This window comes from Acidianus brierleyi (assembly GCF_003201835.2).
Classification (GTDB): Archaea; Thermoproteota; Thermoprotei_A; order Sulfolobales; family Sulfolobaceae; genus Aramenus; species Aramenus brierleyi.
Window position 1 is genome coordinate 1885858 of record NZ_CP029289.2, and the last position, 19900, is coordinate 1905757.

Genomic DNA, 19900 nt, shown 5'->3' on the forward strand with positions numbered 1-19900 from the left:
TTATATGGAAATGCATCCTTGGTTACCAAATCTAAAATACATTGATGAAATGCTAACTACAATAGGAGCAAAAAATATAGACGATTTATTTAATGATGTACCTAAGGAAATCCTATTAAATAGACCGTTAAATATAGGTTATCAGAAACCACTATCAGAGTATGAAATAAGCTCTAGAATAGAAGAATTAGAAAGAAAAAATAAGCAACTAATATTCCCTCCTTTTCTAGGAGGAGGATTTTGCCCTCATTATATTCCACAAGCTGTTAAAATGATACTTTCTAGATCAGAATTTTATACCTCGTATACTCCTTATCAGCCTGAAGCTAATCAAGGCTTGTTACAAGCTCTTTTCGAATACCAAAGTTATATGGCAGAATTACTACAAATGGAAGTAGTAAATTCGTCTCTTTATGATTGGGGAGGAGCACTTGCTGAAGCAATTTTAATGTCCAACAGAATTAATGGAAAAAGAAGAATAATAATACCAAAGAATATGAACCCATTACATAGGGATGTAGCAGAGACCTGGACAAGAGGGAAAGGAATAGAGTTTGTAGATGTTAACTATAATTCTGAAGGAAAAATAGACATTAACGATCTCGAAAATAAAATTTCAAACGAAGTTTCTGCGATTTATTTTCAGCAACCTAACTATTTTGGTATTTTTGAAACAGAAATTGAGAGTATAGTAGAATTAGCAAAAAGGAAGGGTATAATAACTATAATGGGCGTTAATCCTTTATCTTTAGCCTTAATAAAACCTCCAGGAGAATACGGAGTAGATATAGCTATAGGAGACGCACAAGAGATTGGCATTCCTCTAAATGCAGGAGGCCCTTCTCTAGGAATTTTCGCAACCAGATGGGATAGTAAGTTAGTAAGGCAAATGCCTGGAAGGATTGTAGGACTAACAGAAGACTCGTCAGGTAAACGTGGATTCACACTTATCTTACAGACTAGAGAACAATTCGCTAGGAGAGAAAAAGCAACTTCTAATATAACAACTAATGAGGCATTATTAGGTATAGCTGTTTCAGTATATTTGTCACTCTTAGGAAAATATGGAATAAAGAAACTTGCTGACGAAGTCTATTATAGAAGTCATTATGCAGCAAAGAGATTACAAGATAGAGGCTTAGGCAAAAGACGCTTTACTGGAGATTTCTTTGAGGAATTCCTATTCGACTTTCCTATAGATTACAACAAAATTAACTCCTATTTACTTTCAAAGAATATACAAGGAGGATTACAAATGGATGCAAAATCAGCCTTATTTTGCTTTACCGAATTGCATTCAAAACAAATGATAGATTTTTTAGTAGAACAAATAGAGGAAGTAATAAAAAATGTGGAAGCAAGCAAGTTGGGATGAGCCTATAATATTCGATTTTAAAGGAAAACAAAGACAAGGTATAATAATACCAGAGGATGATGAAATAAAAAATGAAATACAAGTCGAAATACCAGAAAAAATTAGGCGAAATTCAGAATTAGAGTTCCCTCAAATGTCCGAACTAGAGGTTGTTAGACACTATACTAGGTTATCTCAAATGAGTTTTGGTGTAGATATAGGCATGATGCCACTAGGTTCGTGTACTATGAAATATAATCCAAAAATAGAAGAAAAAACACAAGAACTTGTAGAAAATGTTCATCCATTACAAGATATAAGTACCATGCAAGGGGTATTGGAATTATTATATGAAATGCAAAAGTGGATAGCTGAAGCAACAGGAATGGATAACTGTAGTTTCCAAGTTCCTGCAGGTGCGTCTGGAGAGCTAGCAGGAGTTTTGATGACTAAAAAATTTCATGAAAATAAAAATCAAAATAGAACAGAAATGCTTGTAGCAGATACAGCTCATGGAACAAATCCAGCTAGTGCAGCAATGGCTGGATATAAGGTAATTTATGTAAAAACTAATGAGAAAGGTCTTGTAGATTTAGATATACTTAAAGAAATTGTAAACGAGAATACAGCCGGCTTTATGCTAACTAATCCCAATACTCTCGGATTATTTGAAGAGAACATTATGGAAATCTCTAAAATAATTCACAATGATAACGGAGTATTATATTACGATGGAGCTAATCTTAATGGAATACTTGGAGTAGCAAGACCTGGAGATATGGGCTTTGATATAGTTCACGTAAATTTACACAAAACATTTGCAGTGCCCCACGGAGGAGGAGGACCTGGGGCTGGTGCAATATGTGCTAAAGGGGAGCTAGCAGAATACTTGCCATATCCAATAATTGAAAATATAGATGGTAAATTTGAGTTCGTAAAACCTAAGAAGTCTATAGGGAAAATGTCTACTTTCTACGGAAATGTAGCTAATATAGCAAGAGCATATTCGTATATACTAGGAATGGGAGCAGAAGGAATATCTATGGTAGGTAAAATGAGTACATTAGCTACCAATTATTTGATAACCAAGTTAAAAGGAGTAAAAGGAATGGAATTACCTTTTTCTGGAATATATAGAAAACATGAAGTAGTATTCAGTGTAAAGCAATTAATGAATGATACAGGAATTACAGCTTTTGATGTAGCGAAGGCTCTTCTAGATAGAGGATTTTATGCACCTACAATATATTTTCCTCCAATAGTGGAAGAAGCATTAATGATAGAAGCAACAGAAACAGAACCTAAAGAAACTTTAGACGAATTTGCGGACGCGTTAAAAAATATTCTAGAAACAGCATATGCTAATCCTAAAGATATTTTGGAATCTCCTCATAATACTTCAGTTAGGAGGTTAGATCAAGTAAAAGCTAATTATCCATCTACTATAACACCAACATACCTAGTGAAAAAACTTAGAAACCAAAACAAAATAAATTTACTTAAATAATAGAATTTATTAAAATTGATATATATCCTAAATAAGGTATTGAAAATATGATTCCATGAAATTCGTCTACCTTACCTAGTACATAATTAGACGGAATACCTTGTGGTGGTTCTAATCCTATCTTACTGTCAGGGACTGGATTAGATATTCTATCAACACCTTGTGTTATATAATGTTTTACTTCGTTATAATTATCTACATACACAACTCTATGAATAACGTAAGCATCTATAGCTGGAGATTTATATATTATTATATTTCCAATAGTAATATTATGTGGAGATGCATAAAAAGTAAGTGAACCATTCTGAAAGACTGGATACATAGAAACTCCTTCAACGCTTGCCGAACTTATAACATTAGAAAAATACAATAAATATATTACAAGAATAAGTATTATTAATATTATGTCACTCTTCTTCATCTAAATCACTAAGATCTAACTCTATAATATCCCCCTGATCACGTTTCTGTTCCTTTTTCTCTTCTCCGCCAAATTTTTTAACTCCTTTTTTACCTTCAACCTCTACAGAAGAGTCTCCTGCTTTAATCTTAGACACTACTGCCCTCCATTTATGCCCACATTTAGGGCATGTATACGAACCCATTACAGTTATTGTTATTCTTCCGTAGGAATCAGGCAAAGGAGATATTAAATTCCATGTCTTTGTAGGCTTATCAACAACTGTCCCACAATTAGGGCACACGTTTGACTCTTTTTGCTTCTTTGGCATAAGTAGTGTTTTGTTTCATAGTTTATAAAATAGCACTATAATAACAGCACTAATAAAAAATAATAAACCATCGTATAAATGTTTGGTCTTATTAGCAATAAGAAGAATATATCCCAATATATTAAATATAGCTAATAAAAATATTAGAAAAATATTACAATAGAAATAAGATACTAAATAAGGAGCAGTTATCCATGCAGTTAAGAAATATTTTTCATTACTAAGCCTACCTCTTAATATTCTAAAGTAAATTGGAGAAAGTAGGCCATAGATTATGAAAATTAGCGCAGCATAGTATAACATAATAACTCTTAGCTAATAAAATAAACATGTGATTAAAAAAATGTCGGATATTTTTGAGATAAAAAAGGTAGAAGGATTAGAAATAATAGATTCAAGAGGAAACTTTACCGTAAGATCTTTTGTAACTACAAAAGGCGGAGTAAGAGATTTCGGTGATGCACCAGCAGGAGCCTCTAAAGGAGAACGAGAAGCAGTAGAACTCAGAGATAAAGATGGAGGAGTTAGAAGCGCTGTGCGTTCAATTAACTATTATATAAATTATGCCTTAGCTAAGCTTGATGTAAGAGATCAGGATAAGATAGACAGGCTTATGATAGAATTGGATGGCACAGATAATAAGTCAAGATTAGGAGCAAACTCAATGATATCTACATCAATAGCAGTAGCTAAAACTGCAGCAAAGGCAATGGGAATTGAGATTTTTAATTACATAGGAGGATTTCGATCGCATAAAATTCCGATTCCATTACTTAATATACTTAATGGAGGAATGCATGCAGGCAACGAACTTAAGATACAAGAGTTTCTCATAATACCTGTAGGTTTTAGTACCTTCAGTGATGCAATAAAAGCTTCGACAAGCATATATAGAACGTTAAAAAATTTAATATCAGAAAAATTCGGGAAAATATACACTTCGTTAGGAGATGAAGGAGGAGTGTCTCCTCCATTATCTAAAACCGAAGAAGCCTTAGATCTTGTTTATACTGCAATAAAAAATTCTGGATATGACAATGAAATTTTATTAGGAATGGACGCGGCGTCTTCCGATTTCTATAATTCTAAACTGAACGTATATGAAATTGACGGTACAAAAAAAACTCCGGATGAAATGATAGATTTCTATAAGGAACTATGTGAAAGATATCCTATTCTTTATTTAGAAGATCCTTTTGATGAAAATGATTTTGAGAGATTTTCCAGATTACAGAGTAAACTCTCAAAAGTTATAATAACTGGAGATGATTTATATACTACTAACATTAAATATCTTAAAAAAGGTATTGAAATGAAATCTACTACTGGAGTTATAGTCAAATTAAATCAAATAGGTACAGTTACAGAAACTTTAGATTTCTTTGACCTAGCTAGGGAAAACTCAATTAAAACAGTAATAAGTCATAGAAGTGGAGAGACTGAAGATAATTTCATAGCAGACCTAGCTGTAGGCTTAAATAGCGATTTTATAAAAACAGGGGCTCCAGCAAGAGGCGAAAGAACTAGCAAATATAATAGATTATTGGAAATTGAGAAAGAATATGAATTCAAATATAATAAAATTTAACTTTTTACGGCAATATTATGCCTATCACTATAAGCATTCCTGCTAATATCAGTAAAAACAATAGAAACTGTCTCGTAGTCATTCTAGGTATTGATGAAAATGCCTTAAATAAACCATACGAAATCCCACCTAGAAGCATTAAGCCTATAATTGCTAATCCTATGATTATTAAAATCTCAGAAACTGAACCACTATTCACATGACTATTAAATATTTGTGAAGTTATGTTATAAAGGGATCCTAATGCCATTTTCCTCAAATATATAGCTACCATCATAAAGTTTATTTATAGTCTTACACGTAATATTACTAAGCCGATGATGAAGGTTAAAAGCTCTTATAGGATGAAGAAAAAGACCTTCTGAGGAGCACTAATCCTTTTAAACAATATAAAACGAACAATTAACTTTGAGGAGTATTACCTATGGTAGTATCATCTGAAATTTTAATGAAATTTATAGGACAAAAAATCAAAGATCCGTACAATAGGGACTTTGGATACTTAGTTCATGTTTATACAGAAATAGATGGAACAGTAACAGGTATAGAAATAAATCAAGGAAGCACATTTACTACTATAGACCCTTCTAGGGTTAAGCTCGACAACGATAGTTTAATAATTTTACCAGATTGGAAAGCTGCTGCAATAAGAACATTAACTTTAATGGAAAAAATTAGAAAAAGACAAAGAGCATTAGACGAGTTATATTCTAAGCAAGAAATTCCAAAATCTACATACGATGATATGAAAAGGAAATTAGATAGTGAAATGCTGAAAATAAAGGATGAATATATAAAAATAAAAAACTCGCTAAAAAATAGATTAAATGAAGTTGAAGATCAACTAACACAAATAGATAAAGCAATGATAGCAGTTAAAATGAGTTATATATCTGCTGAACTATCAGAATCAGCATATAAAGGTTCAGCAGAGATACTTAGATTAGCTAAAGATAGTTACACATTAGAGAAAGACGATATTAGAAAAACATTAGAAAAATTAGATCTGCTAGATAAAGAAGGTATTGATATAAAAACCCCCGGGCAAGTAATAGGCTCACAAGATCAGGGTACTAAGAACGACCAGAACAAATCGGAAATACCGGTTCCAATACCAGTAAAGGTAATAAATACTTTATGACTAAGCCAGTGAAATAGGATGCTAAAAAAGTTATTCCTTTCTTACTTTAATTCTGACAAGAAAAAAAAGGAACAATTAGGTAGACTTCTAACTGAAATATCAATAAAATTAAAAGATCAGCAAACAAGATTAGATGAATCTATAAGGAGATTAAAAGAAAGAGATAAGGATCTTTTCGATAAAGTAGTTAGAGCACAAATAGATGGAGATATAGCTAGAGCTACTATTTATGCACAAGAAATTTCGGATATAAGAAAAATGATTAAAATAATATATACTGCATATCTAGCTATTGAAAAGGTTAGATTAAAACTTGATACTGTTCAAGAATTACAAGGAGTATCTTTGGTGTTGTTCCCAATTGTAAAAATACTAGGAGAATTAAAAGATCAAATAAGAGGAATATCCCCTGAAGTCGCAATTGCCTTAGATTCTATAACGAGTAGCGTAAATAGCATTGCAATAGAGACAGGAATGATAAATGATAAAGGTATAATGCCAGCTTCGGTTGACGAGCAGGCTAAAAAAATTATGGAGGAAGCACAGAAGAATGCAGAAGTAAAGATGAAAGAACTGTTACCAGATTTACCTCATCCTCCTTCAGAAGTTCCATCAAAAGCAGAAATTAAGAGAAAACTAAATGAAAAGGAAATACTAAACTACATCTCAACTACAGGAGGTTTCCTTGATATAGACTTCATATCAAAAACATATGGCGTAGAAAAACAAGAAGTCTTTACTCTATTAAAGCAAATGGCTAACAAAGGATTGATTAGCTTAGAGGGATAGAAATGAGTGCACAAGTAATGTTAGAAGAAATGGCCAGAAAGTATGCAGTATTAGCTGTAAAAGCTGATAAGGATGGCAATTCTAATGAAGCAGTAAATTATTACAAAAAAGCCATAGAAATTCTATCTCAAATAATTACGTTATATCCAGATTCAGTAGCAAAAAACGCTTATGAGCAAATGATTAAAGAATACAAAAAAAGAATTGAAGTATTGAGTGAATTAGTACCAAGCTCTCAGACTCAGGATAAAGAAACGACAGCGGAACTATTAGTTAAAGATAAACCTAAAGTATCATTTAATGATATAATAGGCCTTGATGATGTAAAGGAGACATTAAAAGAAGCTATAATTTATCCTAGCAAAAGACCAGATTTGTTCCCATTAGGTTGGCCTAGAGGAATCTTACTATTTGGACCTCCTGGATGTGGAAAGACCATGATGGCTGCTGCAGTAGCTAATGAAATAGATTCTAACTTTATCCAGCTTGACGCAGCATCAATTATGTCAAAATGGCTAGGAGAAGCTGAAAAAAACGTAGCGAAAATATTTAACACTGCAAGAGAAATGTCAAAAAAGGAAAATAGACCATCTATAATATTTGTAGATGAATTAGATGCCATACTTGGTGTTTTTAATAATGAGGTAGGAGGAGAAGCCAGAGTAAGAAACCAGTTTCTTAAAGAGATGGATGGTCTATTAGATAAGAGTGAAAATTATAAGGTTTATGTAATAGGTGCTACTAATAAGCCTTGGAGACTTGACGAACCTTTCCTCAGAAGATTTCAAAAAAGAATATACATTCCTCTCCCTGATTTTCAAGAAAGAATAGCACTATTGAAATATTATACTGATAAGATAGTTACTGAAAATTTAAACTTGGAAGAAATATCTAAAGCTACGGAAGGTTATACTGCTAGCGATATTAGAGATATAATTCAAACAGCACATATGAAAGTGGTAAAAGAGATGTTCGAAAAAAATCTTAGTATGCCTAGAGCCGTGACTACTAATGATGTAATGGACGTGCTAAAATATAGAAAGCCAAGTGTAAACCAAGATTTAGTAAAAGCGTACTCTACTTGGTATGAGAAATTTAAGGCATTATAAAATCAGATACCCCAGGTTTGACCTCATCTATCGGTTTGGCATGTCTTACATCATTATATAATTGTTGTTTATCAAATCTAATATTAGTTTTCCTGTAGACTTTGACTTAGATAATTTGCTTACAATAGCTTTCCTATTATATCCAGTTTTTTCTTCCCATTCTGATAATCCAGATTTAAGTCTCTCTAACGCAATTAAATGATATTTACATAAGCCGTCTTTTTCTTCTTCGAAATCACAAAACTTACATTTATTGTATGATAAATAACCAAGTCCCTTAGATATCTTATTCCCTATTTTTTCTTTATTTTTATTATACTCTTCCATATACTTTCCTATTTTTTCTTTTATTTCGTTTACTACATCATCGCATTTTATTTTGCCATAGATTATATCGTTAAGTTTAGATTCCATCTCAGATGTCATTTTTATACTAGTTAGTTCTGAAAAATAATCATTAAGAACTTCAGCTATTGTTATTCCAAGTTTAGTTGGAACTATGAATTTCCCTTTGGGTTCAACATATTTTCTCGAAAATAACGTCTCAATTATTTTACCCCTAGTAGCTTCAGTACCAATTTTTACACTTTCCATCCATTTTAGTAGTGACGTTCTATTATATCTAGGTAATGGTTTACTTAAAGATAGTTCTAAGGTTATTTTCTTAACATCTACTTCTGCATTTTCCTTTATATTAATAAGTTCGTCCTCTTTTATATTGTATGGATATATAGTAATCCAACCCTTATATAGTATATTTTGTAAATTTAACGACACATCTACATTATTTTTAACAAATTTTAATATTATATTTTGTTTTTGAATTATAGCATCTTTAGAAATTGATGCTAAAAATCTTCTTACTATTAGTTCATAAATTTTATACGCATCCTTAGAAACTTTCCTAAAATATCCAGTAGGATAAATAGCAGGATGCGCTGGATCATCCTTTTCTCCTTGTCGTACGATGTATTTCCCACTAGTTAAATTATTAAGTATGCTTAAAATCGATCTAAAAGGTCCCTTAGCTATTCCATTCACTATTTCTACTAAGTTTACTGTAGAAGGAATACGTTGACTATTAGTTCTTGGATAACTTATAAGACCTTCTAGATATAGTTCTTCAGCTAACCTTTCAACTTTATATGGAGAATAACCAAAGAATTTTCCAGCCTCTAATTGCAAATCCATTAGATTAAATGGAGATGGCCTTGATAATTTGGTCTTAAAAGAAGAAACTGAGGTTACAATTAGTTTATCATTTTTGAGTTTAGACACGAGTTCTTTTGCATCATATATCGACTCAAATTTCTTATTTAAAAAAACATAGAAATCTTTATTATCTAAATTTATAAGGATTTTTATTCTAAATTCAGGATAAGGAAAGTATAACGACCTTTCAATTTCTCTGTTTACTATTTGAATCAAACTAGGACTTTGTACTCTACCCGCACTCAATATTACTTTCTTACCAGATGCGGAACGAGTCGATATCATTAATGCCCTACTCACGTTTATACCCCATAACCAGTCTACTTTGTGTCTTGCAATTCCAGCGTTAACCATGTTTATATCTAACTCGGACAAACTACTGTAAGATCTCAAAATTTCTTCTTTGGTTAGTGCAGAAATTTTCATTCTTTTTGCTTTCTTTAAATCGCCGAATTTTTCAATTAGAATAAAACCTATGACTGAACCTTCTATATCGTAATCGCAAGCATTTATATATTTTTCTGCATTTTTTGAAAAATAACTTATTGTGTTTATATATTTCTTAGTATATAAATTCTTCTTATCTATCTCCCATAAAGGTTTCCATTCCATAGTATATACTGGAAAAACGTTAGGGCCTGTTATTCCGAATAAATGACCAGCAGCTGATACTATGATTATATTTTCGTTATTATATGTTAATTGCCAATATTTAACTCCTCTATAATTAATTTGCTTGTAAGAACCAAACGCTTCGGCTATCTTTTTAGCAGCCTTAGGTTTTTCGGCTATTATTAGAGTATAACCTCGTATCATTATCCCCTTAAGCTTCTAACAGAAATTAATTCGGTTTTTCCATTAGGAAATCTTCTTCTTACAGTTATAGGCAAAACGTTTCTCTTAAGCTCTTCTTCTGCTATACTTATTGAATTAAGTTTTTTAGAATCCAAAGTACTAATATCAATGAGGGGAGAAGCACCCATAGCTAATTGTAATGCCCTAGCGCTTATTATTCTTGCTTTTTCATAAAGAGTAAGCCTTACTTTCCAACTTTCTATGAAAGTATAATTTAAGGAAGTTATATATTCACTCTCAGACATATCATGAAAACTAATAGAACTTAAAAATAAAACTTTCTTACCATTCTACTTCTGCTCTAAGGAAATCTGGAAGACTACATTCTTTTGGAATATTTAACTCAACTTCCTGTCTTAGTATGTCTGACATAGCTATTGTTAACCTAGATATAGCTCTATCATCCACTACACCTAATATTCCTATTCTAACAATTTTGTCCTTAAGTTCTCCCATTCCGCCAGATATTTCTATGCCTCTTTTCCTTAGTTCATTGATAAAAATTTTAGGCGGTAAAGGAGTTTTTCCAGCAACTACAGTATTAGAGAAATTAGTGTCATCACCAAATAAAGAGAAATCTAATTTACTTGTTATGTTTCTAAGATATTTAGCACACGCTTCATGTCTATTCCATCTCTTCTCTATGCCTTCCATTTCTAGCAATTCGGCTGCTCTGAGAGTAGCAAAAAATATGCCTACTGCTGGCGTAAAAGGAGTTTCATGCTTTTCTTGAAACTTCAAGCTAAGACCAAGATCAAGATAATTAGGTATCTCATTAGAACGCAGTTCAGAAATTCCCTCTGAAGATAATGCAACAAAACCCATACCTGGTAATGAGGCTAATGCTTTTTGGCTACCAGTTGCTACAGCATCAATTTTCCACTTATTTACGTAAAGCTCATATGCGCCAAATCCTGAGACAGAATCTACAAGAAGTTTTTTACCAGAATCTTTTATTATCTTTGAAACTGTTTTAAGGTCTCTAAAAGCTATACCAGTGCTGGTCTCATTATGCACAAGAGCTACAGCATCGGCGTCTTTATTATTCTCTACAGCACTCTTTACTTCTTCTATAGAAAAACCTTCCCCAAAATTTTTTCTATATACTATTGGAATAGCACCTCTACGTTTTATAGAATCTAAAAGTCTATTACTGAATTCTCCATATGTAAATACAATGGTCTTCTCATCTTTATGTAAAAGAGAATAAACCATTGATTCTACTGCTAATGTACCAGAACCAGTTAATAATGCCACTCTATCAGAATTGAATTCCTTAGCTAAAGTATTCTCTAGCTTAAATACAACTTCTCTAAAAGTGTCAGACCTATGATTAATTACTTTAGTAGCCTCATATTCAACACTTTTAGGTACATTTACTGGACCTGGAATTAGTAGCATTATTTTACACCTATTTCAGCTAATGCATCTAGTAGATTTTGAGTTGTCATCACTGCTACTCTATATTGCGCCTCTTTGGTCTGAGCTCCTATATGTGTTGTAACAGTTACTCTTTCATGCTTTAGTAATTCCATTTCCCACTCTTCCTTAGGAGGTTCATGCCAGAAGACATCTGCAGCGTAAGCTAATACCTTATTTTTATTTATATATTCCAGAAGAGCCTTTCCGTCTATAGCTACTGCACGGCTTGTGTTTACTATCATTACGCCATCTTTCATCTTTTCGAATTCATCCTTGCCTATTATCGGCTTGGCATCTTTTCCTACAGTAACATGGACACTTATTATATCGGACTTCCTAACTAGCTCGTCTAAACTAACACTAGTAGCTCCTATCTCTTCAGCACGTTTACGTATATCTATAACATCATACGCTAAAACATTCATACCCATAGACTTAGCTATTATACCTACTTTAGTTCCTATTCTTCCAAAACCTATTATACCTAAAGTTTTACCCGCTAATTCTATTCCTGAAATTTTCTTAAAAATTCCAGATTTAGCTAGATTCATTGATGTATAGAAATTTCTAGCTCCAGCAACCATTAAACCAATTGTAAGTTCTACCGCAGAATCTGTAGATGCTCCAGGAGCATAGACTACTTTTATTCCTCTATTTTCAGCCTCGTCAGTGTCAATATTATCTAGACCTATACCGGCTCTAGCTATTATCTTTAGTCTTTTGCCTTTTTCTATAATTTCTTTATCAACTTTAGTTCTACTTCTAACTACTATTACATCATAATTTTCTATAATTTTCAAAAGCTCTTCTCTTTCAATACTAGGACTATATGTAACTTTAAATCCCTTTTCTTTCAATGACTTTAACATGTACTCATTCATGGGATCAGTTATTAGTATTTGAAGGTTTTCTTTATTTATAGAATTAACTTTCTCGCTCTGCATAGAATACCCCATTCTGAATCACCATAAATTTAGAAGTCTAATCTAACATGATGAATATGATGACCATGAGAAAATACTTATTAAGAAAAAGCTAAACGTAACAAATTTATCTATTTTCGCGGAATTATGCCCAAATCTAGCAATATCCATTTTACCTCACATATACACTACATTTCTGGTTTATATACTTTTATTTATTTTACTATCATTTTGGTCTCTTTAAACCATATAAACAGATCCAATAGTCCGGGATACAAATTAAAATAAGTTGAGATACTTCTTAAAATTGATTCTAAGTATATATATTCTGACCTTGATAATTGTTTATTCCTTATTTCTACATAATCACTCAGAAAATTTAATATATGTCTATCTATTATTGCAAGATTGAAATAGCCTACGTTCCTTAAAAAATGACTAGCTTCTTTCATTCCTATTCCATAAAGCTTTAGTAAATATTCTCTAGCTTTTAACTGATCAGTCTCTGCTATATTCTTTATAGTATTTTTTAATTTACCATATATTAATTCTCTATCCTTTACTATATAATAAGATTTAATATTATAAAACCTATAACCAGATTTTTTTAATGATAGAGAGATATTTTCTTTATTTTCGTAAAAAATCTTGTCTCCTAGATTTTGTAAAGCATTATACGCAGATATAAACGATGAATTAGCCGTTAATATACAAAGTACTAGCTCCCTAAACCACACATTCTCATTAGATAAATTGTTTAGCTTAAACTCTTCTGCTCTTTCTAGAACTCTTGCCCTTAACTTTACGTCTTTTAGAAGATTTCTTAGCACGCTTTTTCTTTACTGATCTAGATTTTTTAGTTTTAGTTTCTGCTTTAGTTTCTTTTACAGGTTTTGTATCTTCCATATCTGATTTAGAGATTATTCTAAATCCTTCTGAAGTTTCAAGAACTAAAAAAGGAATCTTATTATAATCCATTTTAATTCCTATAATAGGATAATCTGAATTAACTTGTATATAGTTTATTTTAACAATTTCAGAAGTTATATCTGCTGGAACTCCTACTTTATATACTTTAAGAGGATATGGAAACTTAAATGATGTATCTAAGTTACTATTTATTATTTTACCATCTTTGGTGTTTATTATAACTACTTTATTATCCAAAAAAACATTATCTAAATCTTCTTTTCCATCTATAGCTGTTTCTCCCTCTTTCTTTATGGCTATAAGTGAGACACCTTCAATAACTTTAATCTCTTCAGGCATATAATACTCTTCAATTACACTCAAGGATATCTATATATAATTATGAAAACGGCTATTAAAAGCCTAGTATAATAATAAAGGTAAAACCATGTAATCTCATGCGAAAAGTATATATAATATACAATATGATAAAAGTTGGATAAGATATGAGCTTAAGAACAAAAGGAATAGATGCTTATGGACATATGGGATGGTTTACAGTACATTGTAGGATATGCAATAGATCGCTCAGAATAGGTATTGATGTAGTTTACAAATGTCCAAAGTGCGAAAAGAAATACAACGCTTATTTCTGCGAGGCAGATAAAAGAACGTTAAAAGGCAAATGTCCATACTGCGGTAGTGATTTGGTACCTGTAATATGATAAAGCAATATTTAATAGATAATAAGAAAGTTTTTGTTATTTTAAACAATTCTACGGTATTGTATGCAGATACAGATATAAAAACAAAGATAGTATCTAAGGAAAATATAGAGTATAAGGATGTGAATATCCCTTTTGAATATGGAAAAATAGTAAAAATAGTTACATGTAAAACCTCAATATACACTTATATATGTAATGCTGTAGCCTTGCTAGATAATTTTAATGATAACTATATGACGGAAATTTATCATAGTTTATTGAAAGAATTAACTAAATTGGCATGAATACCATTTTCTTTCAATTTATTATTTATATGCTCAGTTATTCTTATAATTTCTGTAGCACTAGTACTTTCTACTCGTATAATCATTAAAAATTTTTTAATATCGTCACTTAAAAATACAGTTATTAATGATTCTGGAGAAGGTGAACATATATATGAAGCACCTATTCTTAAAGGTTTGCATAGATCTTCTAAAAAATTATCGAAACCTAAAAATACATCTCTAATCCTTTGAGGTTCGGACATTACTGAAATATCAACACTAAATATACTGTTCATTTTAAATTAGCCCTCTTTACTGGAATTTTAACTTGATCTAATACTCTTTTTACATGCTCATAAAACTGAGAATCTCCGTTAATTTTTTTAATCTTAAGCTTTCTATAATTGAGAACTAGTACAATATTTCCCTCATTTATAACAATTATTTTCCCCTTAACTTTATTATAGATATTCTTTATCAAAGTTATGTATACATAAATACCTTTAGAAGGTATATCTGTCAAATAAGCTTCTCCTACAGTATAAGTTGGTTTAACCTTAGAACTAAATTTTTTCTCTTCATGAATATTATTATCTATTTTATAAAGCAATGTTCTAATGACATGTTTGCCTGATTTGCTTTTAGAGTTATCAATTACTAATTGCACCATCTTTAATCGCCTTAACTGATTCTGATATACCTTCAAAATCTATTTTATCTTCTAAAAACGCATCTATAAGTATCCCATTCCTTAAAAATACTTTAAGCATTGATTTCCTTAAACTCTCATTAAGGTTAATATAAATTTTTAATAATGAATACTGTATTTTTATCCTTTTTTCTAGTTTATACAACTTATTATTTAGGGTCTCATTAAAATCTTCTCCCTTAGTTAAAGCGTCAAATGCGGCTTCTGCTGATATTGCAGACGGTCTTATTCCTTCTCCGCTCATAGGGAAAACTAGACCCCTGGCTTCTCCTATTTTCCAATTTTTATCAGATATTAGATCCACAGTTATTGGAGCACCTCTAGTATCTATAATTTCATATTTTTTTAGTTTAGATTTAATATATTGTAATAAAAGTTCCTTTGAATTCTTATATTCTAAGAATCCAGCACCTATATTATATATCCCTTCAGAGTCAGGGAAAATCCAGTAAAATCCAGTAAATTTAGAGTTAAATTCTAATATTGCTTCATCATTAAATTCTTCAGTCTTAACTAAAGACCTTGTGGTATATACTACTTTTCTGTCCATAAGATATGGACCCATAGCGTTTATTATAATATCGTATCTTTCTCTTTCCGGTTTTTCGTTTCCGATTACCTTTTGTTTTATATTATCTAACATACTATTAATCCATTCTGACTTATCTATAACATTCCATTTAGTGTGTCTATATCTTACATCGTATATTTTTTCTCCGTCTAAATAGAATGCAAAATTCTTAATTCTATATTTTATATTCCAATTTATTTTTGGTTCATAAATATTAGGTACTACATCTCCACAAGGCTTAAAATATTTGCCTTTTAGATCAAATAGTGTAACGTCGTAATTGGATTTTTGAAGTAAATTAGCTAGATAAGAACCGGCTACTCCGCCTCCTCTTATGGCAATCTTGTCCATAATTTAGAATCTTAAGTAAAGTATAAAAAGTAGCTTTGTTCTAAAAAATTTAATATCTTGTGTGGTGGTCAGTTATTGTTGAGCCAAGACGAAATTTTAAAGAAAATGGAAGAATGGCCTAAACACTATGAACCAAAAGAAATTGAGCAAAAATGGCAAAATACCTGGTTAAGTAAAGATTTTTGGGATAAGGTTTATAAATTCGATGAAAATTCTGAAAAGCCAGTATTCTATATTGATACACCACCGCCTTTTACTAGCGGAGAGCTTCATATGGGACATGCTTATTGGGTAACCATTGCTGACACTATAGGCAGATTTAAGCGCTTGCAAGGTTACAATGTACTCTTACCACAAGGTTGGGATACACAAGGATTACCTACTGAACTTAAGGTTCAATATAAGTTAAAAATTCCAAAAGAAAATAGAGATCTATTCCTTCAGAAATGTGTAGAATGGACAAATGACATGATAGATAAAATGAAAAAAGCTATGATAAAATTGGGTTATAGACCTGATTGGGAACAGTTTGAATATAAAACATTTGAGCATAATTATAGAGTAATAATTCAGAAAAGTTTGATAGATATGTATAATAAAGGTATAGTAAAGATTAAGGAAGGGCCAGTATATTGGTGTCCAAAATGCGAAACAGCATTAGCTTTAAGTGAAGTAGGATATCTGGAAAAAGAAGGATACCTAGTTTACATAGGTTTTCCATTGAAAGAAGGTGGAGAAATAGTAATAGCAACAACCAGACCAGAATTAATAGGTGCTACTCAAGCTATAGCAGTTCACCCTAACGATGAGCGATATAAGGCTCTAGTAGGAAAAGTTGCTATTATACCTTTATTTAACAAAGAAATAAAGATAATAGCAGATGAGGACGTAGAAAAAGATTTTGGAACTGGTGCAGTAATGATAAGCACTTATGGAGATCCGCAAGACATAAGATGGAAGTTGAAATATAACTTGCCTGCAGTAGAGCTTATAGATAATAGAGGAAGAATAAAAGGAACTGGAATAATAGATGGATTAAAAGTAGAAGATGCTAGGAAAAAGATAATAGAAATTCTTAAAGAAAAGGGTTATGTAAGAAAAATAGAAAAGATAAAACATAATGTTCTTTCTCATACTGAAAGGAGCGATTGTTTATCTCCAATAGAGTTTTTAAATAAAAAACAGATATATATAGATGTACTGCCTTTTAAGGAGAAAATGTTAAAAGAATATGAAAAAATGCAATTCAAACCGAGTAGAATGTCATATTATTTACAAGATTGGATAAGAAGCTTAGACTGGGATTGGAATATAAGTAGACAAAGGATCTATGGAACTCCATTACCTTTCTGGTATTGTGATAATAATCATCTAATACCTGCTAAGGAAGAAGATCTACCTATAGATCCAACTAAAGCAAAACCACCCTACGAAAAATGCCCATATTGTGGACTACCATTAAAGCCAGTAACAGATGTAGCAGATGTATGGATAGACTCTAGTATAACAGTTCTTTATCTGTCAGGATTTTATACAGATAAGAAAAGATTCTCTAAAGCTTTTCCAGCATCTTTAAGATTACAGGGTACAGATATTATTAGAACTTGGCTATTTTATACCTTCTTTAGAACATTAGTATTAGCTAACGATGTTCCCTTTAAACAAGTGCTAATAAATGGCCAAGTATTAGGTCCAGACGGAACAAGAATGAGTAAGAGCAAGGGAAACGTTATTTCTCCTCTAGATAGAATAGACGAGTTTGGTGCAGATTCTATAAGAATGACATTACTTGATGCTGCCATAGGCGATGATTTTCCATTCAAATGGGAAACTGTAAGAAGTAAAAAACTTCTCCTACAAAAACTATGGAATGCATGTAGACTTTCATATCCGTTTATAAGTAATAACATAGAAAAGCCAGAAAATCTAAATATCTTAGACAAATGGGTATTAGCAGAACATAAAAAATTCATAGAAAAATGTATAAATGCTTATAATTCATACGACTTTTTCATAATACTTCAAGAAATATATAGTTATTTCTGGGAAATAATAGCAGATGAGTATCTAGAATTAATAAAATATAGATTATTTCAAAATGATAAATCTGCAATATATACACTAAGTAGAATATTAAAGGATATAATAATCATATTGCATCCAATAGCTCCACACATAACAGAGGAAATATACAATAGGCTATATCATATTAAGCCAAGCATACTTCTAGAGAATCTTCCTAACACAGATGATATAGAAATAGATCCTGAAGCAGAAAAAATAGGTAATAATGTCAAAAAACTTAATTCTATGATAAGAAGTGCAAAAATAAATAGTAGACTATCCATGAATACATACATAAATGCGAAAATATATGGAAACAGAAATTTTATTGAAGATATAAAGAAGGCTGAAGATGACATAAAGAAAACACTAAAGATAGACAATATAGAATATATAGAAAATAGTGAAGAAAAAGTCGAAATAGAAAAATCAGACCATGGGAGTTCAAATCATCAATCATGAGTAGACTTTTCATCAACTTCTTCTATTACATTCTTAATTCTATTTATTCCTTCTTTAATCTTATCTTCGCCTATAGCAAAACTCATTCTCAAAAATTGTTTTCCTCCATTTAGCGGAAAAACCTCTCCCGGAACAGTTATAACTCCTGCTTCTTCTATTAATTTTATAGCTAGCGATTTCGTATCAAAATTCCATTTTTTTAGAATATTACTTACTTCCGGAAACATATAAAAAGTTCCTGGAGATTTATATATCTTAAACTCTTTTATTTTCTTTAATTCAGAATACATTATGTCTCTTCTTCTTCTAAATAGTTCTATCATATTCTTGACATCATCATAAGTGTTAAAGGCTTCTAATGCGGCTTTTTGTACAAAACTAGTTGCACATGTGTATATATTTGATGCTAATATGCCTATTTTGTCTATAATCTCTTTTTTAGCTGCTATATATCCTAGTCTCCAACCAGTCATGCTAAAAGTTTTACTAAATCCATTTATGTATATAACATAGTCTCTCCAATCAGGATCTTGCAAAACACTTCTCATTTCTCCTTCGTATATAAAATGGTCATAGATTTCATCAGATAATAGAATTATTTTATTTTCTTTAATAATTTCTTGAAGCTTGATTATCTCTTTTGATCTGAAAACCATTCCTGTAGGATTATGCGGATTATTAAGAACTATCATCTTAGTTTTTTTATTTATAAGTTTGGATATTTTTTCTATATCTATAGAAAAACCCTCGCTTTCTGAAAACCTCAATTCTGCATATACTGGCTTCCCACCAAGGAGTTTTATAACTTCAGAATACGAATAAAATGCCGGATCTATTAATATTACTTCATCTCCTGGATTAATATAAAGTAGAAACGAGACAAAAAGTGCAGTTTTCGCTCCAGGAGTTATTGCTATCTCCTCTTTCTTGATATTCCCGTATTTTTCACTTAGTTCTACAGCAATTTTTTGCCTAAGATCGTCTATACCTAATGCTGGAGTATAAGCAGTAAAACCTTGATCTAAAGCTTGTTTTGCAGCTTCACGAATTTTGGAAAATGTTACAACATCTGGCTGGCCTATTCCGAAGTTTATAGTCTTTATTCCTTTTTCTTTTTCTATTTTCCTAGCTATTTCTTGATATAATAATGTAGATTCACCAGAAAGGTTTCCCAAACTAGTTGCAAAGTTTTGCATTGTTAATTAA

The 19900-nt window shown here is 31.2% G+C and carries 22 protein-coding genes; 9 read left to right on the forward strand and 13 right to left on the reverse strand.

Translation table 11 applies throughout. The features are described 5' to 3' along the window. Positions 1-4: 4 nt before the first annotated feature. Both gcvPA and gcvPB read left to right on the forward strand, forming a co-directional pair. Positions 5-1375 (forward strand): aminomethyl-transferring glycine dehydrogenase subunit GcvPA, encoded by a 1371-nt coding sequence (gcvPA, locus tag DFR85_RS26290; RefSeq protein ID WP_110270830.1) that lies wholly within the window; start codon positions 5-7, stop codon positions 1373-1375. After that, positions 1350-2861, forward strand: coding sequence for an aminomethyl-transferring glycine dehydrogenase subunit GcvPB (gcvPB, locus tag DFR85_RS26295; protein ID WP_110270831.1), 1512 nt, complete (start codon positions 1350-1352; stop codon positions 2859-2861). Before gcvPA ends, gcvPB begins: the two co-directional genes overlap by 26 nt. On the opposite strand, the gene DFR85_RS26300 is transcribed toward gcvPB, so the two are convergent. After that, entirely contained in the window at positions 2854-3285 is a 432-nt protein-coding gene (locus DFR85_RS26300) for a signal peptidase I (RefSeq protein ID WP_110270832.1), read from the reverse strand. The two genes, gcvPB and DFR85_RS26300, sit on opposite strands and share 8 nt — an antisense overlap. Further along, positions 3272-3595 carry a chromatin protein Cren7 gene (locus DFR85_RS26305; protein WP_168367195.1) on the reverse strand — a complete coding sequence of 108 codons (324 nt, stop codon included), beginning with the start codon at positions 3593-3595 and terminating at the stop codon, positions 3272-3274. The genes DFR85_RS26300 and DFR85_RS26305 overlap by 14 nt, the downstream gene beginning before the upstream one ends. Positions 3596-3938: 343 nt before the next feature. Between DFR85_RS26305 and eno the strand changes: the two genes are divergently transcribed. Continuing rightward, positions 3939-5183, forward strand: coding sequence for a phosphopyruvate hydratase (gene eno / locus DFR85_RS26310; protein WP_110270834.1), 1245 nt, complete (start codon positions 3939-3941; stop codon positions 5181-5183). A 4-nt stretch (positions 5184-5187) separates the two neighbouring features. Here eno and DFR85_RS26315 read toward each other — a convergent pair whose 3' ends face one another. Next, a complete protein-coding gene (locus DFR85_RS26315) occupies positions 5188-5433 on the reverse strand; it encodes a hypothetical protein (protein WP_162582765.1) in 246 nt (81 codons plus the stop codon). Between the two features lie 174 nt (positions 5434-5607). Here DFR85_RS26315 and cdvA point away from each other — a divergent pair, with 174 nt between their 5' ends. From cdvA to cdvC, 3 genes are read left to right on the forward strand one after another with little or no spacing between them, the layout of a single operon-like run. Continuing rightward, positions 5608-6324 (forward strand): cell division protein CdvA, encoded by a 717-nt coding sequence (cdvA, locus tag DFR85_RS26320; protein WP_110270836.1) that lies wholly within the window; start codon positions 5608-5610, stop codon positions 6322-6324. Positions 6325-6342: 18 nt separating this feature from the next. Further along, positions 6343-7113: a cell division protein CdvB gene (gene cdvB, locus DFR85_RS26325; protein ID WP_110270837.1), complete on the forward strand. Its 771-nt coding sequence runs from the start codon at positions 6343-6345 to the stop codon at positions 7111-7113. Between the two features lie 2 nt (positions 7114-7115). Next, on the forward strand, positions 7116-8222 hold the full coding sequence (cdvC, locus tag DFR85_RS26330) for a cell division protein CdvC (protein WP_110270838.1): 1107 nt from the start codon (positions 7116-7118) through the stop codon (positions 8220-8222). A 45-nt stretch (positions 8223-8267) separates the two neighbouring features. On the opposite strand, the gene DFR85_RS26335 is transcribed toward cdvC, so the two are convergent. The 6 genes from DFR85_RS26335 to DFR85_RS26360 all read right to left on the reverse strand — a co-directional run bounded on the left by DFR85_RS26335 (position 8268) and on the right by DFR85_RS26360 (position 13903). Next, positions 8268-10250 carry a DNA topoisomerase I gene (locus tag DFR85_RS26335; protein WP_168367196.1) on the reverse strand — a complete coding sequence of 661 codons (1983 nt, stop codon included), beginning with the start codon at positions 10248-10250 and terminating at the stop codon, positions 8268-8270. Further along, positions 10250-10534 (reverse strand): DNA-directed RNA polymerase subunit K, encoded by a 285-nt coding sequence (locus DFR85_RS26340; RefSeq protein ID WP_110270840.1) that lies wholly within the window; start codon positions 10532-10534, stop codon positions 10250-10252. The genes DFR85_RS26335 and DFR85_RS26340 overlap by 1 nt, the downstream gene beginning before the upstream one ends. 37 nt (positions 10535-10571) lie before the next feature. Further along, complete coding sequence (locus DFR85_RS26345; RefSeq protein ID WP_110270841.1) at positions 10572-11690, reverse strand: pyridoxal-phosphate-dependent aminotransferase family protein; 1119 nt, start codon at positions 11688-11690, stop codon at positions 10572-10574. Continuing rightward, on the reverse strand, positions 11690-12655 hold the full coding sequence (locus tag DFR85_RS26350) for a D-2-hydroxyacid dehydrogenase (protein ID WP_110271868.1): 966 nt from the start codon (positions 12653-12655) through the stop codon (positions 11690-11692). Before DFR85_RS26350 ends, DFR85_RS26345 begins: the two co-directional genes overlap by 1 nt. A gap of 194 nt (positions 12656-12849) precedes the next feature. Next, complete coding sequence (locus DFR85_RS26355) at positions 12850-13464, reverse strand: N-glycosylase/DNA lyase (protein WP_110270842.1); 615 nt, start codon at positions 13462-13464, stop codon at positions 12850-12852. Further along, positions 13397-13903, reverse strand: a complete 507-nt coding sequence (locus DFR85_RS26360) for a hypothetical protein (protein WP_110270843.1) — start codon at positions 13901-13903, stop codon at positions 13397-13399. Before DFR85_RS26360 ends, DFR85_RS26355 begins: the two co-directional genes overlap by 68 nt. A gap of 146 nt (positions 13904-14049) precedes the next feature. On the opposite strand from DFR85_RS26360, the gene DFR85_RS26365 reads away from it, so the two are divergent. Both DFR85_RS26365 and DFR85_RS26370 read left to right on the forward strand, forming a co-directional pair. Next, complete coding sequence (locus DFR85_RS26365) at positions 14050-14268, forward strand: hypothetical protein (RefSeq protein ID WP_110270844.1); 219 nt, start codon at positions 14050-14052, stop codon at positions 14266-14268. Then, on the forward strand, positions 14265-14555 hold the full coding sequence (locus DFR85_RS26370) for a hypothetical protein (RefSeq protein WP_110270845.1): 291 nt from the start codon (positions 14265-14267) through the stop codon (positions 14553-14555). Before DFR85_RS26365 ends, DFR85_RS26370 begins: the two co-directional genes overlap by 4 nt. Here the strand turns inward: DFR85_RS26370 and DFR85_RS26375 are convergent. The 3 genes from DFR85_RS26375 to DFR85_RS26385 are packed head-to-tail and all read right to left on the reverse strand — an operon-like array spanning position 14519 to position 16168. Next, positions 14519-14833 carry a hypothetical protein gene (locus DFR85_RS26375; protein ID WP_110270846.1) on the reverse strand — a complete coding sequence of 105 codons (315 nt, stop codon included), beginning with the start codon at positions 14831-14833 and terminating at the stop codon, positions 14519-14521. The two genes, DFR85_RS26370 and DFR85_RS26375, sit on opposite strands and share 37 nt — an antisense overlap. Continuing rightward, on the reverse strand, positions 14830-15207 hold the full coding sequence (locus tag DFR85_RS26380) for a hypothetical protein (RefSeq protein ID WP_246252868.1): 378 nt from the start codon (positions 15205-15207) through the stop codon (positions 14830-14832). The genes DFR85_RS26375 and DFR85_RS26380 overlap by 4 nt, the downstream gene beginning before the upstream one ends. Beyond that, a complete protein-coding gene (locus DFR85_RS26385; protein WP_110270848.1) occupies positions 15188-16168 on the reverse strand; it encodes an NAD(P)/FAD-dependent oxidoreductase in 981 nt (326 codons plus the stop codon). The genes DFR85_RS26380 and DFR85_RS26385 overlap by 20 nt, the downstream gene beginning before the upstream one ends. Positions 16169-16273: 105 nt before the next feature. Between DFR85_RS26385 and DFR85_RS26390 the strand changes: the two genes are divergently transcribed. Then, positions 16274-18694 (forward strand): valine--tRNA ligase, encoded by a 2421-nt coding sequence (locus DFR85_RS26390; RefSeq protein ID WP_110271869.1) that lies wholly within the window; start codon positions 16274-16276, stop codon positions 18692-18694. On the opposite strand, the gene DFR85_RS26395 is transcribed toward DFR85_RS26390, so the two are convergent. Next, entirely contained in the window at positions 18685-19890 is a 1206-nt protein-coding gene (locus DFR85_RS26395; RefSeq protein ID WP_110270849.1) for a pyridoxal phosphate-dependent aminotransferase, read from the reverse strand. The two genes, DFR85_RS26390 and DFR85_RS26395, sit on opposite strands and share 10 nt — an antisense overlap. Positions 19891-19900: the final 10 nt, after the last annotated feature.

What these genes read in the sequence shown, in the direction of transcription:
- gcvPA (WP_110270830.1), top strand. Translation starts at nt 5, where the DNA reads ATGGAAATGCATCCTTGGTTACCAAATCTAAAATACATTGATGAAATG.
- gcvPB (WP_110270831.1), top strand. Translation starts at nt 1,350, where the DNA reads ATGTGGAAGCAAGCAAGTTGGGATGAGCCTATAATATTCGATTTTAAA.
- DFR85_RS26300 (WP_110270832.1), bottom strand. Translation starts at nt 3,285, where the DNA reads ATGAAGAAGAGTGACATAATATTAATAATACTTATTCTTGTAATATAT.
- DFR85_RS26305 (WP_168367195.1), bottom strand. Translation starts at nt 3,595, where the DNA reads ATGCCAAAGAAGCAAAAAGAGTCAAACGTGTGCCCTAATTGTGGGACA.
- eno (WP_110270834.1), top strand. Translation starts at nt 3,939, where the DNA reads ATGTCGGATATTTTTGAGATAAAAAAGGTAGAAGGATTAGAAATAATA.
- DFR85_RS26315 (WP_162582765.1), bottom strand. Translation starts at nt 5,433, where the DNA reads ATGGCATTAGGATCCCTTTATAACATAACTTCACAAATATTTAATAGT.
- cdvA (WP_110270836.1), top strand. Translation starts at nt 5,608, where the DNA reads ATGGTAGTATCATCTGAAATTTTAATGAAATTTATAGGACAAAAAATC.
- cdvB (WP_110270837.1), top strand. Translation starts at nt 6,343, where the DNA reads ATGCTAAAAAAGTTATTCCTTTCTTACTTTAATTCTGACAAGAAAAAA.
- cdvC (WP_110270838.1), top strand. Translation starts at nt 7,116, where the DNA reads ATGAGTGCACAAGTAATGTTAGAAGAAATGGCCAGAAAGTATGCAGTA.
- DFR85_RS26335 (WP_168367196.1), bottom strand. Translation starts at nt 10,250, where the DNA reads ATGATACGAGGTTATACTCTAATAATAGCCGAAAAACCTAAGGCTGCT.
- DFR85_RS26340 (WP_110270840.1), bottom strand. Translation starts at nt 10,534, where the DNA reads ATGTCTGAGAGTGAATATATAACTTCCTTAAATTATACTTTCATAGAA.
- DFR85_RS26345 (WP_110270841.1), bottom strand. Translation starts at nt 11,690, where the DNA reads ATGCTACTAATTCCAGGTCCAGTAAATGTACCTAAAAGTGTTGAATAT.
- DFR85_RS26350 (WP_110271868.1), bottom strand. Translation starts at nt 12,655, where the DNA reads ATGCAGAGCGAGAAAGTTAATTCTATAAATAAAGAAAACCTTCAAATA.
- DFR85_RS26360 (WP_110270843.1), bottom strand. Translation starts at nt 13,903, where the DNA reads ATGCCTGAAGAGATTAAAGTTATTGAAGGTGTCTCACTTATAGCCATA.
- DFR85_RS26365 (WP_110270844.1), top strand. Translation starts at nt 14,050, where the DNA reads ATGAGCTTAAGAACAAAAGGAATAGATGCTTATGGACATATGGGATGG.
- DFR85_RS26370 (WP_110270845.1), top strand. Translation starts at nt 14,265, where the DNA reads ATGATAAAGCAATATTTAATAGATAATAAGAAAGTTTTTGTTATTTTA.
- DFR85_RS26375 (WP_110270846.1), bottom strand. Translation starts at nt 14,833, where the DNA reads ATGAACAGTATATTTAGTGTTGATATTTCAGTAATGTCCGAACCTCAA.
- DFR85_RS26380 (WP_246252868.1), bottom strand. Translation starts at nt 15,207, where the DNA reads ATGGTGCAATTAGTAATTGATAACTCTAAAAGCAAATCAGGCAAACAT.
- DFR85_RS26385 (WP_110270848.1), bottom strand. Translation starts at nt 16,168, where the DNA reads ATGGACAAGATTGCCATAAGAGGAGGCGGAGTAGCCGGTTCTTATCTA.
- DFR85_RS26390 (WP_110271869.1), top strand. Translation starts at nt 16,274, where the DNA reads ATGGAAGAATGGCCTAAACACTATGAACCAAAAGAAATTGAGCAAAAA.
- DFR85_RS26395 (WP_110270849.1), bottom strand. Translation starts at nt 19,890, where the DNA reads ATGCAAAACTTTGCAACTAGTTTGGGAAACCTTTCTGGTGAATCTACA.